General features: G+C 70.7%; 15 protein-coding genes. 2 read left to right on the top strand and 13 right to left on the bottom strand.

Features of this window, described 5'->3' with window-relative positions; genetic code table 11:
- Window positions 1-39: 39 nt before the first annotated feature.
- The 6 genes from ACYVF7_RS15715 to ACYVF7_RS15690 all read right to left on the bottom strand — a co-directional run bounded on the left by ACYVF7_RS15715 (window position 40) and on the right by ACYVF7_RS15690 (window position 6,236).
- On the bottom strand, window positions 40-918 hold the full coding sequence (locus tag ACYVF7_RS15715; RefSeq protein WP_460340313.1) for a sugar phosphate isomerase/epimerase family protein: 879 nt from the start codon (window positions 916-918) through the stop codon (window positions 40-42).
- A complete protein-coding gene (locus ACYVF7_RS15710) occupies window positions 915-1,814 on the bottom strand; it encodes an ATP-binding cassette domain-containing protein (RefSeq protein ID WP_460340310.1) in 900 nt (299 codons plus the stop codon). Before ACYVF7_RS15710 ends, ACYVF7_RS15715 begins: the two co-directional genes overlap by 4 nt.
- A complete protein-coding gene (locus ACYVF7_RS15705) occupies window positions 1,811-2,866 on the bottom strand; it encodes an ABC transporter permease (RefSeq protein WP_460340308.1) in 1,056 nt (351 codons plus the stop codon). The genes ACYVF7_RS15710 and ACYVF7_RS15705 overlap by 4 nt, the downstream gene beginning before the upstream one ends.
- Window positions 2,867-2,899: 33 nt before the next feature.
- Complete coding sequence (locus ACYVF7_RS15700) at window positions 2,900-3,907, bottom strand: sugar ABC transporter substrate-binding protein (protein WP_460340305.1); 1,008 nt, start codon at window positions 3,905-3,907, stop codon at window positions 2,900-2,902.
- Window positions 3,908-3,981: 74 nt separating this feature from the next.
- The gene (locus tag ACYVF7_RS15695; RefSeq protein ID WP_460340302.1) at window positions 3,982-4,980 is read right to left on the bottom strand and encodes a sugar phosphate isomerase/epimerase family protein; all 999 of its coding nucleotides are present in this window, start codon (window positions 4,978-4,980) and stop codon (window positions 3,982-3,984) included.
- Window positions 4,981-5,060: 80 nt separating this feature from the next.
- Window positions 5,061-6,236, bottom strand: coding sequence for a Gfo/Idh/MocA family protein (locus tag ACYVF7_RS15690; RefSeq protein ID WP_460340300.1), 1,176 nt, complete (start codon window positions 6,234-6,236; stop codon window positions 5,061-5,063).
- 316 nt (window positions 6,237-6,552) lie between these two features.
- Between ACYVF7_RS15690 and ACYVF7_RS15685 the strand changes: the two genes are divergently transcribed.
- On the top strand, window positions 6,553-7,530 hold the full coding sequence (locus ACYVF7_RS15685; RefSeq protein ID WP_460340298.1) for a LacI family DNA-binding transcriptional regulator: 978 nt from the start codon (window positions 6,553-6,555) through the stop codon (window positions 7,528-7,530).
- Between the two features lie 4 nt (window positions 7,531-7,534).
- Here the strand turns inward: ACYVF7_RS15685 and ACYVF7_RS15680 are convergent, their stop codons facing one another.
- The 6 genes from ACYVF7_RS15680 to ACYVF7_RS15655 are packed head-to-tail and all read right to left on the bottom strand — an operon-like array spanning window position 7,535 to window position 11,864.
- A complete protein-coding gene (locus ACYVF7_RS15680; RefSeq protein WP_460340295.1) occupies window positions 7,535-8,311 on the bottom strand; it encodes a ribonuclease HII in 777 nt (258 codons plus the stop codon).
- A 36-nt stretch (window positions 8,312-8,347) separates the two neighbouring features.
- Window positions 8,348-9,883 carry a polyamine aminopropyltransferase gene (locus ACYVF7_RS15675; protein ID WP_460340293.1) on the bottom strand — a complete coding sequence of 512 codons (1,536 nt, stop codon included), beginning with the start codon at window positions 9,881-9,883 and terminating at the stop codon, window positions 8,348-8,350.
- A complete protein-coding gene (locus ACYVF7_RS15670; protein WP_460340290.1) occupies window positions 9,883-10,308 on the bottom strand; it encodes a DUF350 domain-containing protein in 426 nt (141 codons plus the stop codon). The genes ACYVF7_RS15675 and ACYVF7_RS15670 overlap by 1 nt, the downstream gene beginning before the upstream one ends.
- A gap of 10 nt (window positions 10,309-10,318) precedes the next feature.
- Window positions 10,319-10,735 (bottom strand): DUF4247 domain-containing protein, encoded by a 417-nt coding sequence (locus ACYVF7_RS15665; protein WP_460340287.1) that lies wholly within the window; start codon window positions 10,733-10,735, stop codon window positions 10,319-10,321.
- Window positions 10,736-10,751: 16 nt separating this feature from the next.
- The gene (locus ACYVF7_RS15660) at window positions 10,752-11,246 is read right to left on the bottom strand and encodes a DUF2617 family protein (protein ID WP_460340285.1); all 495 of its coding nucleotides are present in this window, start codon (window positions 11,244-11,246) and stop codon (window positions 10,752-10,754) included.
- Window positions 11,247-11,249: 3 nt separating this feature from the next.
- Window positions 11,250-11,864 (bottom strand): DUF4178 domain-containing protein, encoded by a 615-nt coding sequence (locus ACYVF7_RS15655; RefSeq protein WP_460340282.1) that lies wholly within the window; start codon window positions 11,862-11,864, stop codon window positions 11,250-11,252.
- A gap of 166 nt (window positions 11,865-12,030) precedes the next feature.
- Between ACYVF7_RS15655 and ACYVF7_RS15650 the strand changes: the two genes are divergently transcribed.
- The gene (locus tag ACYVF7_RS15650; protein WP_460340279.1) at window positions 12,031-13,017 is read left to right on the top strand and encodes a DoxX family protein; all 987 of its coding nucleotides are present in this window, start codon (window positions 12,031-12,033) and stop codon (window positions 13,015-13,017) included.
- 21 nt (window positions 13,018-13,038) lie between these two features.
- Here ACYVF7_RS15650 and pgi read toward each other — a convergent pair whose 3' ends face one another.
- Complete coding sequence (gene pgi, locus ACYVF7_RS15645) at window positions 13,039-14,682, bottom strand: glucose-6-phosphate isomerase (protein ID WP_460340276.1); 1,644 nt, start codon at window positions 14,680-14,682, stop codon at window positions 13,039-13,041.
- Window positions 14,683-14,687 lie beyond the last annotated feature (5 nt).

Genomic DNA, 14,687 nt, shown 5'->3' with positions numbered 1-14,687 from the left:
CCGCGGCCCGCATCCGGACCGTACGGCCGCAGACGGTGATCAGGCCTCGCTCTCCTTCGCGTACTTGGCGACGTACTCCTGGATCTGCTCGCGGTTGTCGATGGCCGACTCGCGGGCGCGTTCCTCCCAGGCGAAGACGCAGACCGTGGCGACGCCGTCGAAGCCCTGCTCGGCGAGGGTCTTGAAGAAGACGTCCCAGTCGACCTCGCCCTGGCCGATGTCCAGGTGCTGGTGGACGCGGATCTGGCCGGCCAGGCTCGGCGGGTTGACGATGTAGCGGTTTCCGGACGACGCGCGGTGGTCGAGGGAGTCGGCGATGTGCAGGTGCGTCAGGAGGGATCCGGCGTGCCGCATGACTCCGGCGATGTCGCCTCCCTGGTGGAAGGTGTGCGGGGCGCAGTAGAGGAACGAGACGAAGTCCTTGTCGATGCCCCTGACCAGATCGACGGCCGCGTGCCCGTCCTCCACGAAGTCATAGGGGTGGGGCTCCAGGCGAAGCTCCAGCCCCTCCCGTTCGAAGATCGGCAGGAGCTCCTCCAGCGACCGCCAGAACTGCCGCTCGCTGTCGGCCGGCGCCACCACCCGCCCGTTGAACTCGGAGTTCATCACCTGACAGCCCAGGTCCACGGTGACCTCGATGGCGCGTTTCCAGTAGCGGACGGCCGCCTGGCGGTCCTCCTCGACCGGGCTGGCCCACTCGTACAGCGGTAGCACCGAGGAGACCTGGACCCCTTCCGAGTCCAGGGCCTTCTTGAAGCCGGTGATGGTGGCCTTGTCGGCCCGTGGGTGCAGGTAGAAGGGCAGGAAGTCCTCGCGCGGCGACAGCTCGATGTACTCGTAGCCGAGCTCGGCGACCACCGAGGGGAGTTCGGTGAGGGGTACGTGCCGGAGCATGTAGGGGTCGAGGGCGATCTTCACTTCTGCTTCTCCTTCTCGGCGGGCGATGCCGCCGGGAGCGTCGCCGCCGCGGCCTGCTGTTCGAGCTCTTCGGCGACGTGGCGGAGTCGCCCGTCGACGCCGCCCGCGAGTTCGTGGCTGAGCTGTTCGAGTTCGGCGCCGCCGGCCATGAGCCCGGTGAGCTCCTCCCGGGTGATCTCCCCCTTGGCGTGGTAGCCGAGGCTGCGGCCGCGGTTGAGCAGGAGGAACCGGTCGCCGACCGGGTAGGCGTGGTGCGGGTTGTGGGTGATGAAGATGACGCCGAGCCCGCGTTCCTTGGCACGCACGATGTAGCGGAGCACGACGCCGGCCTGTTTGACGCCGAGTGCGGCCGTCGGCTCGTCCAGGATCAGGACCTTCGCGCCGAAGTAGACCGCCCGCGCGATCGCCACGCACTGGCGCTCGCCGCCGGACAGCGTCCCGATCGGCTGGTCGACGTCGCGCAGGTCGATGCCCATGTTGGCCAGTTCGGTCTTGGCGGTCTTCCGCATGAAGCCGATGTCCATGCGGCTCAGAGGCCCGAATCCCCTGCGCACCTCCGAGCCGAGGAAGAAGTTGCGCCAGACCGGCATCAGCGGCACGACGGCCAGGTCCTGGTACACGGTCGCGATGCCGCGGTCCAGCGCCTCACGCGGGGAGCCGAGCCGTACCGGCTCGCCCTCGATCTCGTAGGTGCCCGCGTCGTGCCGGTGCATGCCCGCGATGATCTTGATGAGGGTGGACTTGCCGGCGCCGTTGTCGCCCAGGACGCAGGTGACCTCCCCGGCTCCGACCTCCAGGGACACGTCCTTGAGGGCGACGATGTTCCCGTAGTACTTCTCGCAGTCCGTCAGGCGCACCAACGGCGCCCTGACGGTCGTATCGGTGTCGCCGGTCATTTCGTGACCTCCGCCCTGCGACGGACCCAGAGGTTGAGGAGGGTCGCGCCGAGCAGCATCCCGCCGAGGAAGAACTTGAACCAGTCGGGGTTCCACCCGGCGTACACGATGCCTTGGGTGGTCATCCCGAAGATGAACGCGCCGATCGCGGCGCCGACCGCCGAGCCGTACCCGCCGGTGAGCAGGCAGCCGCCGATGACCGCCGCGATGATGTACAGGAACTCGTTGCCGACGCCCTCGCCCGACTGCACGGTGTTGAACGAGAACAGCAGGTTCATGCCGGTGAACCAGGCCAGCGCCGACACGGTCATGAACAGCCCGATCTTCACCCCGCGCACCGGGACGCCGACGGCCCGCGCGCTGGTCGCGGCCCCGCCGACCGCGAAGATCCAGTTGCCGACCCGGGTGCGCAGCAGGACCCAGGTGGCGATGGCGACGAACACCAGCCACCACAGCACCGAGATCCGGATCGACAGCGCGCCGATGTCCCACTCGGAGGCGAAGACCTTCTGCGCCGACGCGAAGCCGCTCATGTCGGAGATGTTCGGGCTGGCGACGTTGCCGGTGATGAGCTTCGTCAGGGCCAGGTTCAGTCCCTGGAGCATCAGGAACGATCCCAGCGTCACCAGGAAACTGGGGATGCCGGTCCGCATGACCAGGTAGCCGTTGATGGCGCCGACCGCCAGCGCGACCAGGAGCGAGACGAAGATCCCGACCCATAGGTTCGCGGTCAGCTGGAAACCGACCATCGACGCGAGCAGGGCCGCGCTGGTCACCGTGACGCCGGCGGACAGGTCGAACTCGCCGCCGATCATCAGCAGGCTGACCCCCACGGCCGGGATGCCGATCGTGGAGCTGGCGTACAGGATCGTCGCCAGGGAGTCCAGCCCGCGGAACGGCTCGGCGACCGCGAAGAACAGGACGTAGACGGCCAGCGCGCCGATCAGCGCGCCGACCTCGGGACGGGCCAGCAGCCGGGCCGCCAGGGACTTCTCGGTGAAGCGCTCGTCGCGCGCCGGCGGCCGGACGCCGACGTCGAGCGTGTCGGTCATGGGGAACACCTCCGAGGCATGGGGGTGGTGGATTTATCGAGTGCCTGCGGACGCGTACTTGGCGACCTGCGCGAGGTTGCTCTGGTCGATGAAGGACGGGCCGGTGAGCGTGGTCTGGCCGCCGCCGATCACGTTGCCGTTGGTCTTGTACAGCCACAGCGAGTCGATCGCCTCATAGCCCTGCAGGTAGGGCTGCTGGTCGATCGCCCACTGGACGGTCTTGTTCTGCAGCGCCTGGACCAGCGCCGGGTTGGTGTCGAAGGTGACCACCTTGGCCGGGCTGCCGCTGTCCTTGACCGACTGCACGGCGGCGAGGGCGATCGGCGCCCCCAGGGTGATCACGTGGTCGATGGACTTGTCCTGCTTGAGCTTGGCGGCGATCGTCGACCGCACCGACGGCATGTTGGTGCCGGTCACGTACAGCTTCTCGGTCGTTCCGGAGAAACCCTTCTGCACGCCCGCGCACCGGGCCTCCAGCTGGACCTGTCCCTGCTCCTGCACGACGCACAGGACCTTCTTGGCGCCCTCGGCGGTCAGCCGCTTGCCGGCGGCCTCGCCGGAATTGGTCTCGTCCTGGCCGAAGAACATCAGCGCGCCGGACTTCTGCCAGTCGTCCACCCCGGCGTTGAACGCCACGACGGGGATCCCGGCGGCCACGGCCTTCTTGATAACGGGGATCAGCGCGGGCGGGTTCGGCAGGGTCACCGCGATGCCGTCGACCTTGCTGTCGATGGCGTTCTGGACGAGGGTGGCCTGCTTGCCCGGATCGACATCGTTGCTGTACTGGAACTGCACGTTGTCCTTGGCGGCGGCGGCCCGCGCGCCCTTCTGGATGATGTCCCAGAAGGTGTCGCCGGACGGCGCGTGCGTGACCATGGTGATCTTCAAGCGCGGGGTGGTGGCCTTGCCCGCCGCCACCTGCGTCGCCTGCTGTTCCGCCTTCTTGCCGCCGGTGCTGCTGCACGCGGACAGGGCCAGCGCCGCGGCGAGCGCGGTGCCCAGGATCCGGCTGCCCGCTCGGATCCTTGTCGGTCCTCTCATCGTCCTTCCTGCCTTTCCTGACCGTCCCGGCCGTTGACGCATGGGGTGGGTTCTGAGTAGGTGGACCTGCCGGGTCACAGCCCGGCGGCCTCGGCGGCGGCGGTCAGGGCCTCGGCCGACAGGCGAAGCCCCTCGACCTGGCCGAACTCCTCGTCCTCGTGCTCGATGTTGACCGCCATGTCCGGATCGACGGCGTGCAGCGCACGCAGGAACCGGCTCCAGAAGTCCTGGTCGTGGCCGCGTCCGACGGCGACGAACTCCCATGACGGCTCGGCCGGCCACCGGGTCACCGTGTAGCGGCCGCCGATCCCGAGCGGCTTCTCCTCGGCGGGAATCCGCTGGAAACGGTCGTCGAGCACGCCGTTGACGCGGCAGTTCTCGTTGATGCGCGTGTCCTTCGCAGCGGCGTGGAACACGAGCGGGCCGAGGCTCTCGACGGCCGCGATGGGGTCGATGCCCTGCCAGAACAGGTGGCTGGGGTCCATCTCGGCACCGACGTGGGTGGCGCCGGCCTCGGCGACCAGCCGTTCCAGCGTCGCCGGGTTGAACACCAGGTTGTGCGGGTGCATCTCGATGCAGACCTTGACCCCGGCGTCCCTCGCCAGGGCGTCGATCTCGGTCCAGAACGGGATCGCCACCTCGCGCCACTGGTACTCCAGCACGTCGAGGTAGGCGCTGTCCCAGGGGATGACGACCCAGGACGGGGCGGTGCCGCCGGGGTGCGCGGCGGGCTGACCCGACATCGCCACGACCCGGTCGACGCCGAGCAGCCCGGCGGTGGTGATCGCCTCACGCAGGTCGTCGGCGTGCCGGGGGCCGACCTCGGGGTCGGGGTGCAACGGGTTGCCGTTGACGTTCAGGCCGGTCAGTGTGATACCGGCGTCCTCGAACAGTCCCAGGTAGTCGTCCCGCGCCGCCGCGCTCTCGCGGAGCTTCGCGACCGGGAGATGGGGTGTGGGACGGAATCCCCCCGCGTTGATCTCGGCGCCGGTCAGCTTGAGCTCACGCAGGACCTTCAGGGCCTGTGGCAGCGGCAGGTCGTCCAGGCACGCGGTGTAGGCACCCAGCTTCATGGTGCTCGCCTCCATGTCGGTCGTGGCGGCAGGCGCACGGTCGGGCCTGCCGGATCGGTTTCGGTCGGTGGGTCGAGATCTCAGCCCGGGAGGGCACCGCCGTCCGGGCCGGTGGCCCGGACGACGGCGTCGAGCAGCTCCAGGTTGTGCAGGCCCGTGGCGAAGTCGGCGCAGGGCGGCAGCCCGTCCACTCCGGCGATCTGCTCCAGGAAGGCGCGCGCCTGGTAGGTGAAGAAGTCGTTGATCCCGTGGGCCACGCCGGGGAAGTCCATGGCCAGCCCTCCGGCGATGTACGGGTGGTCGGGGCCGGCCAGCACCCTGCGGTGGCCGTCGACAGGCCCGGCCGCGGCCCGGTCGGACAGGGTGAACTCGGCCGGGCGGGACACGTCGAACGCGGCCATCCCGTCGGCGCAGAAGAGCTCGAAACCCAGCGCGTTCGGCAGCCCGTGGGCCACCCGGGACATCGAGAAGGTGCCGACGGCGCCGCCCGCGAACGTCGCGGTGAACGTGGCCACGTCCTCGTTCTCCACCGGTTCGCGCCGGTCGCTCAACTCCACGCCGCCCGCGTGACCGATCGCGACGCCGAGCGGAACCGGGCGGTCGGGTATCACCGTGGACAGCACGGTGCCGTTCACGGACTCCACCGGTCCGCAGAGGAATTCGCCCACGTCGATGAGGTGGCTGCCGACGTCGGCGAGGATCCCCGATCCGGGCCCGCCCTTGTAACGCCAGCTCATCGGCGCGTTCGGGTCGCACCCGTAGTCGCACCAGTAATGTCCGTTGAAGTGCAGGGGGCGTCCGAGCGCCCCGGCCTCGACCTGCGCGCGGATCGCGCCGACCGCCGGGGATCGGCGGAAGCTGAACCCGACGGCGGCGACCCGGTCGGCCTTCTCGGCGGCCTCGACCATCGCCCGCGCGTCCGCGACGCTCGGTGCGAGCGGCTTCTCGCACAGCACGTGCTTGCCCGCCGCCAGCAGCGCCTCGACGATCTCGCGGTGCAGCGTGTTGGCGACGACGACGCTGACGGCGTCGATGTCCGGCGCCGCGGCGATCGCCTCCCAGCCCTTCTCCGCGCGCTCGTATCCGTACCGGCGCGCGGCGTCGGCGCCGAGGTCCTCGTTGATGTCGGCGATGGCCACCAGCCGGACGTCGGGCAGGCCCGCGCCGAACACGGTCGACGCCGACCGGTACCCCTGCGCGTGGGCGCGGCCCGCCATACCGGCTCCGATCACCGCGACCCCAATCGACGATTTCACGATCGCTCCTCTCGCTCCCGGTGTGCTCGCGGCCGGTCCGCCACAGCACGGTTCACTACATCCAGCCTGACATGCGGAAACATTCGATAGTGATGCAGGTCACTGCCTCTTGAGTGCAAGAAACTAGACCGGTCTAGGCGATGCGTCAAGGATGGATATAGACCGGTCTAGGTAAAGACGCTTTCACGGCCTGGCGTGATACTCTCGGGCCCGTACCGCAATGAATGTGATTCGGTGAGGAGAGAAGCTGGACGCGACAGGATCCGGCGACCCACAGGTCCCCGCCACCGCGGCGGGGTCGGCCAGGCGGCCGACGATGCGGGACGTGGCCGCCAAGGCCGGAGTGTCCAAGGCTCTGGTCTCACTGGTGTTCCGCAACGCGCCGGGGGCGAGCGCCCAGACTCGGGCCCGCGTGCTGGAGGCGGCCGCCCAGCTGGGCTACCGCCACAACCGGACGGCCAGCCTGCTCGCGCGCCGCCGCACCCACCTGCTCGGTGTCACGATGACCCTGAGCAACACCTTCCACGCCGAGCTGGTCGAAGACCTCCAGGCGGCGGCCGACGAGTTCGGCTACGAGCTCGCCTTGAGCACCGTCACCCGCACCCACGACGAGCGCAGGGCCATCGACACCCTCCTGGAGTTCCGCTGTGAGGGGCTCGTCCTGATCGGCGCCGAGCTTCCGTCCCCGGGCCTGGCCGCCCTCGGCGGGCAACTGCCGGTGGTCGTGGTGGGGCGCCGCATCGCGTCACCGGAGCTGGACGCGGTGCGGACCGCCGACGACCAGGGCGTGGGCCAGGTGGTCGACCACCTCGCCGAGCTGGGCCACCGTGCGATCGCCCACCTCGACGGAGGCGCCGGCACGATCGCCTCGGACCGCCGCCGCGGCTACCGGAAGGCCATGCACCGCAACGGCCTGGACGAGCACCTGCAGATCATCACCGGCGACTACACCGAGGAAGCGGGGATGGCCGCCGCCCGTACGCTGCTCGACGGACCCGAACTGCCCACCGCCGTGGTCGCCGTGAACGACCGATCCGCCGTCGGGCTGCTCGACAGCCTCGCCCGCGGCGGCGTGCACGTGCCCAAGGTGATGTCCATCGCGGGATACGACGACAGCCCGCTGTCGCGACTCGCCCACGTGAACCTCACCACCGTCAGCCAGGAGCCGCAGAACCAGGCGCGGTACGCCGTGGAGGCCATGGTCGAACGGCTGGACGGCGGCCGGACGGAGCGACGTGACGTCGTCCTGACGCCACGGCTCGTGGTACGCGGGACCACGAGCGCTCCTCGCTGACGCGTCAGATCAGCGAGAGCTGGCCCTCGATGTCCGGGCGGTGCTTCTTGAGGTGCCGCCACTGCGGCAGGTCGTCGAGGTAGGACCAGGACAGCCGGTGGTGCGGCGTCGGGCCCAGCCGGCGCAGCGCCTCCTGGTGGACCGGTGACGGGTACCCGGCGTTGGCGGCGAAGCCGTACTCCTCATGCCCCAGCTCGGCCATCAGCGTGTCGCGGTGCACCTTGGCCAGGACGGAGGCGGCCGCCACCGTCACCGACCGCAGATCGGCCTTGACCTCGGTGCGCACCGGCCACGTACGGCCCCCGCCGAGGTAGTCGTGCTTGCCGTCGAGGATGATCGCGTCGGGGCGGTCCGGCAGCGCCTCCAGGGCTCGTACGGCCGCGCGGCGCAGCGCCTCCGTCATCCCGGCCTCGTCGATCTCCTCGGGGCTCGCCGCGCCGAAGGCGTACGCGGACACCCAGCCCCGCAGTTCCCCGGCGATCCGCTCGCGGCGGCGGGCGGTGAGCATCTTGGAGTCGGTGAGCCCGGCGGGCGGCGTGCTCAGGTCCGTGACGGCCGCACACACGACGACCGGCCCGGCCCAGGCGCCACGCCCGACCTCGTCGACCCCGGCGACCCGCGTGGCCCCGGCCTCGATCAGCCGCTGCTCGATGCGGTAATCCGGACCCGTCTCCCCGCCGGCCGCGACCGGCCGCTGTTCGACGCCGTTATCCGGACCCGTCTCGCCGGGTCCCTCCCCCTCGACCGGCCCGTCCGTGAGCATGCCCTCGTCCTGACGCATGGGGGCCATCATGGCAGCCGTACGGCCGCGAGCGCGTCAATAGTCGCGCCAGCCCTCGTCCTCGTACCGCACCAGCACCGGGTCCATCAGTGTGTTGACCTTCACGTCGTCGCGGCGCAGGTCCTTGGCGAAGTTGCCGGCGGCCTGCAACGTCGCGTCGTCGAGGAACCGCAGCGACGGCGCCGCCGGGGAGAGCGCCAGCCGGGGCGCCGCTTCCGGGGCGGCGAGCACGAACCCCCAGTCGCCGAAGCTCGGCACGTCCACGTGGTACGGGCGGATCCCGAATCCGGCGGCCTGGATGGTCTTGGCAATGCACCAGAACGACTTGGCGGCGAAGAACGGCGAGGTCGACTGGACGACCACCCGGCCTCCGGGCGCCAGGGTGCGCCGGACCATCCCGTAGAACTCCTGCGAGTACAGCTTGGCGGTGGAGACGGCGTCCGGGTCGGGCATGTCGACGATGACCGCGTCGAACTTCTCGGTGTCGTGGCGCAGCCAGGAGAAGGCGTCGGAGGTGACCGTACGGACGCGCGGGTCCGCGAACGAATGGCGGTTGAGCGCGCTCAGGTTCCCGTCGGTCCTGGCCAGCTTGAGCATCGCCGGGTCGAGCTCGACCAGGGTGGCCGACCGTACGTCGGGGTACCGCAGCACCTCGCGCAGGGCGAGGCCGTCGCCACCGCCGAGGATCAGCACCCGGCCGTGCGGCCCGGCCATCAGCGGGTGCACGAGCGACTCGTGGTAACGGTACTCGTCCACGGAGGAGAACTGCAGGTCGCCGTTCAGGAAGAGCCGCAGGTCGGGCCGGCCCGACAGCGCCACCTTCCGCGTCAGCACGATCTCCTGGTACGGCGTCCGCTCCGACACGACGATCGGGTCCCGGTACAGCGCCTGCCGTGCGGTCACTTCGAACCGGTCGGCGAGGGCGTACGTCGTCCCGAGCACGGCGAGGACCACGACCATCGCGCCGCACAGCAGCCCCCGCGCCAGGCGCCCCACCTCCCGGCGGAACAGCCACAGCACCACGGCCGTGCCCGCCACCACGTTGACCGCCCCGACCAGCAACGCCCCCTTGATCTGCCCGAACACCGGCAGCAGCACGAACGGGAACGCCAGCCCGCCGATCAGCGCGCCGATGTAGTCGGCGGCGGACAGCTCGGCGACCGCGCTGCCGGCGTCCTGCCGCCGGATCCGCTGCAGCAGGACCATCAGCAGCGGGATCTCGGCCCCGATGAGCGCGCCGAGCGCGAACGCCACCGCGATCAGCGCGGGAACGTAGAGGTCGAGCCAGGCGAACGCCGCGTACAGCCCGAGCACCGACAACCCGCCCAGCAACGCCAGCAGGCCCTCGACCACGGCGAACGCCTCGACGGCCCGCCGCCGCAGCGGCTTGGTGGCCAGCGCGCCGACGCCCATGGCGAAGACCATGTCCGACAGGACGATGGACGCCTGGGTGACCGAGTCGCCCATCAGGTAGCTGCCCAGCGCGACCAGGGCCAGTTCGTACACCAGTCCGCAGGCGGCGCAGACGAACACCGCCGCGAACACCAGGGCCCGGGCGGCGCGGACGGGCATCAGGACACCGCGCCGCAGATCACGCCCGAGACGGCCAGGTCCGCCGCGGCGACCACCCAGCCGGCCGGATGGATGGTCGTCCCGTCGACGATGATCGCACCGAGCCGGCCGGGGGTGACCATGTCGAGCAGGTAGAACGCGAGCGTCGTCAGCAGCACGCCGAGCACGCCGAAGACCACCGTGTCGGCCAGCCCGGCGCCCAGGCTGTCGTCGCTGGTGGCGATCGCGACGGTCACGATCGCGCCGACCCCGAGCAGCCGGATCGACAGCAGCAGCGCGGCGCCGCGGTTGCGGTCCTCCCAGATCTGGCGGGACAGCCGTCCCGGTGTGGTCAGCTCCACTGCCAGGTAGCTCAGCGCCATCAGCCCGATGCCGACCAGGCCGTAGGCCACGGTGGCTCCGATCTCGCGCAGGATGTCATGCATCAGATGCTCCTCACTTGCCCGATCCCGAGCCGCCGCCACGGAAGGACGCCCCGCCGTGCCGGCTCCAGCCGTTGCTCCCCGGACGCTGCCAGTGCCCGCCGACGTGGGAGGCGTAGCGGCTGTAGCCGTCCGACGGCCCGTCGACGGTGATGTCGGTCCCGGCGCCGCTCGGCAGCACGCCGACCACCCACTTGCTGTACTGCAGGTACGTGCCGGCGCTGTCGGTGAGCCGGTCGATCGGACGGAACTTGCGGGTGACCTCGGCGGCGACCAGGGACGGCGGTTTCGGCGAGTGGTACCGGTGGTAGCCGACCTTGGTGTACCGCTTGGCGGCCCACTTCTGCGGGTTGGTGGAGAAGTGGGCGACCCCGATGAGCGTGGCGATGACGGCGACCACCACGCCCCCGGCGATCGCGGCGTACTTCACGGGGTTCTCACCAGCCTCATCGCGTGCTCACCAGCCGGCTGCGCGTCATCACGACCTCCTCGGTCTGCGGGTAGGCGTGCCAGGTCCGCCAGGCGACGCCGCCCGGCTCGGACTCCACCGCCAGCGCGGTGACGGCGTACGGGGAGCCGGGGAAGGTCCCCGTCAGGGCGTCGTCGCGGCCGGACAGGCGGGCGCGCAGCCCCTCCACGGCCCGCGCGAACGCCGCGTCGCCCTCATGGGCCACGACTTCGGCGGCGAACTCGTACGACCAGGACGGCAGGGCCCGGCGCACGCGGCCGGGCAGCGCACCATGACTCTCCAGGCACGCCACCGTCTCGCTGACCGGCCCGGCCAGCACCTGGTGGGAGGCGCCGAGCAGCCGGAGCTCGACCCGCAGGCCGCCGCGCTCCACCGGGAGGACGGCGAGCGCGTCCTGCGGCCCCAGGCCCAGCGCGAACGACAGCATGTGCGCCCCGGTGTCGGTGTACGGGACGTCGAGGTCGGCGAGCATCGCTCAGCCGCCCGGATAGATCGTGAGGGTGCCGGCGGGCGCCGACTCGCCGGTGCTCATCTCCCAGGCGCCGCCGTCCCAGCGTTCGAAGGAAAGGTATCTGCCGCCAGGGCCTTCGAAGTCGACGTACTCGACGCGACCGGAGGCGCCGAGGCCGGTGGTGCCCTCGGTGGTGTACGCCGCCGTGCCGTGCTCGTCGCGGCGGTACTCGACGCCGTCCAGCGTGAGGGCCCGCCCGTCGGGCCGCAGTCCGGCGTCGCGCCCGGTCCACCAGACGACCTCCAGGTCGGGGTCCTCCTCGACCGAGAGCCAGACCTTGACGCCGTCGGCGCCGTCACCGTCCAGGAGATGCTCGCTCCAGGTGAAGCCGCCCTCGCGCAGCCGGATCGACCCGCGCACGAAGTACCGTGCGCCCAGGTAGTCGACCATGTCGCCCGCCTTCAGCGCCCGGGGGTCGCCACCGGGCTGGTCCTCCTGGCCGAACGGATCGCGCGGCGCGGGAGCCGGCGCGGGCCGCGCGTCACCGCCGCGCCGACCCACCACAATGATCAAGACCACGATCACGGCGATCAGCGCGAGCAGGATCAACGCCAGCAGAACGAGGACCGCCGGATTCATGACGAAACCTTCCCACAGGCAACAGGCGTAACATTTTTTTGAAACCGAGTGCATGCTGTCAAACCGGCACAGGACAGCGGGATGTTCGCCTTCCCCGTACTCACGATCAAGCAACGGGCCGCGGAACCCGGTGGACGACGATTCCGTTTCCGCCGATCATCTCAGGATGAAAACCTCGCCCGAGGACATGAGCGCCTTCTGGACGGAAGAGCACGAAGAGAGACCCGCAGCGCCGCGCGGCCGGCCGGTGTACGACGTCGCCGCCCTGCTCGCCCGATGCGGCGTCGGCCTCGTGTTCCTCGCCCACGGCTGGCAGAAGATCCAGGTCGGCGTCGACCAGACCGGCCACAACTTCGACGCCATGGGCGTCCCCGCGCCGACGGCGGCGGCCGTCTACGCGACCTTCGTCGAACTGCTCGGGGGAACGGCCCTGATCCTCGGCGTCGCGCTGCCGGTGGCGGGCGTGCTGCTCTTCCTGGACATGGCGGGGGCCTTCGTGTTCGTCCACGCCACGCACGGAGTCTTCGTCGTCGACAAGGGCACGCCCCGGAACGGCTTCGAGCTGGTCCTCGTCCTCGGACTGGCGTCCCTGCTGTTCGCGGCGGGCGCCGGCGGCAGGCTCACCCTGGACCACCGCCTGTGGGGCGGGAACAGCCGTCGCCCGGGACACCGCCGCCGGTCACGCCCGGACGAGATCCCGGAGCCCTCGGCACCCGGTGCCACCTCCCCCGGCAAGTCGGGTGCCCAGGGCACGCCGGACACCTCGGCCGCTCCCGGCCGGCGAGGCATCCGCCGGAAAGCGGCCACCTCGCCCTCCCCCACCTCTCCCTCCCCCGCCGCGCCGGACGCCGCCCCCGCGCCGAGCGGACGCGGCGGCGCCTCTCGCTCGGGTGGACGGAAGGCCGCAGCCGCGCCGGACGCACCGGACGCGGCGGGCCCGGACGCGCCGGACCCCTCCGATGCCCCGCAGGGCACCGAGGAGACCGGCGGCGGCACGACGTCCGGACGACAGAAGCGCGGCACGATGGGCACGTCCCGCGACGTACGCGTCGCCGGGCCCAAGCCGGAAGAGGAGCCCCCGGCCGAGGGCACGCCTCCGAAGGGCACGTCCCGAGCGAGGTCACGCAAGGGACCGTCCGCGAAGGGATCCTGACCCGGCCGGGGGCTTGCCCCTTCAGCGTCCCCGGAGTGTGCGGTAGCGCTCGACCAGGGCGGCCGTCGAGCCGTCCAGGTCGGACGTGTCCGCCGTGGCGGCGGTCAGCTGCGGCTCCAGTCGCTTGGCGAGCGCCTTGCCGAGCTCCACGCCCCACTGGTCATAGGAGTTGATGTCCCAGATCGCGCCCTGGACGAACACCTTCTGCTCGTACAGCGCGATCAGCTGACCCAGCACCGACGGGGTCAGTGACTCGGCCAGGATGGTCGTCGTCGGCCGGTTGCCGGGGAACGTACGGTGCGGCACCTGCGCGGCGGGGATGCCCTCCGCGGCGACCTCCTCGGCGGTCTTGCCGAAGGCCAGCGCCTGTCCCTGCGCGAAGAGGTTCGCGATCAGCAGGTCGTGCTGGTCGGCGAGCTCGCCGAGCTCCTCCACCGGCCGGGCGAACCCGATGAGGTCGGCCGGTACGAGCTTCGTGCCCTGGTGCAGCAGCTGGTAGTAGGCGTGCTGGCCGTTCGTGCCCGGTGTGCCCCACACGATCGGGCCGGTCTCCCAGCTCACCGGCTCGCCTTCGCGGGTCACCGACTTGCCGTTGGACTCCATGTCGAGCTGCTGCAGGTAGTCGGTGAACCGGGACAGGTAGTGGCTGTACGGCAGCACCGCGTGGGTCTGCGCGCCGTGGAAGTCGTTGTACCAGATGCCGAGCAGGCCCAGCAGCAGGGGCACGTTGCGCTCCGGCGGCGCCGTACGGAAGTGCTCATCGATCAGGTGGAAGCCGTCGAGGAACTCACGGAACCCCTCCGGCCCGACGGCGATCATCAGGGACAGGCCGATGGCCGAGTCGACGGAGTAGCGGCCGCCCACCCAGTCCCAGAACTCGAACATGTTGGCCGTGTCGATGCCGAACTTGGCGACCTGCTCGGCGTTGGTGGACACCGCCACGAAGTGGTGCGCCACGGCCGAGTCGTCGCCCAGCTCGGACAGCAGCCACCGGCGCGCCGACGTGGCGTTCGTGATGGTCTCGACCGTCGTGAAGGTCTTGGAGGACACGATGAACAGCGTCTCGGCCGGGTCGAGGTCGCGGATGTTCTCGTGCAGGTCGGCGCCGTCGACGTTCGACACGAAGCGGGCCTGGATCGACCGGTCGGTGAACGGCTTCAGGCCCTCGTACGCCATCTTCGGGCCGAGGTCCGAGCCGCCGATGCCGATGTTGACGACCGTGCGGATCGGCTTGCCGGTGTAGCCCTTCCACTCCCCCGACCTGACCCGCTCGGCGAAGGCGGCCATCTTGTCCAGCACGGCGTGCACGGCCGGGACGACGTTCTCGCCGTCCACCTCGATGCTCGCGTCGCGCGGGGAGCGCAGCGCGAGGTGCAGCACCGCGCGGCCCTCGGTCACGTTGATCTTCTCGCCGCGGAACATCGCGTCGCGCAGCTCGGCGACCTTCCGGGCCTCGGCCAGGTCGCGCAGCAGGCGGAGCGTCTCGTCGGTGATCAGATGCCGTGAGTAGTCGATGTAGAGGTCGCCGACCTCCATCGCGTATCGGCGGCCCCGGTCGGGGTCGGTCGCGAACAGCTCGCGCAGTGGCGGCTCGCCGAGCTCCCGTTGGTGCTGCCGCAGCGCCCGCCACTGCTCCGTCTGATCCACCCGAACACGGTCGGACATCCTTG

This window comes from Actinoallomurus acanthiterrae, from assembly GCF_054775715.1.
This window is presented reverse-complemented; position numbering and strand designations above follow the sequence as displayed.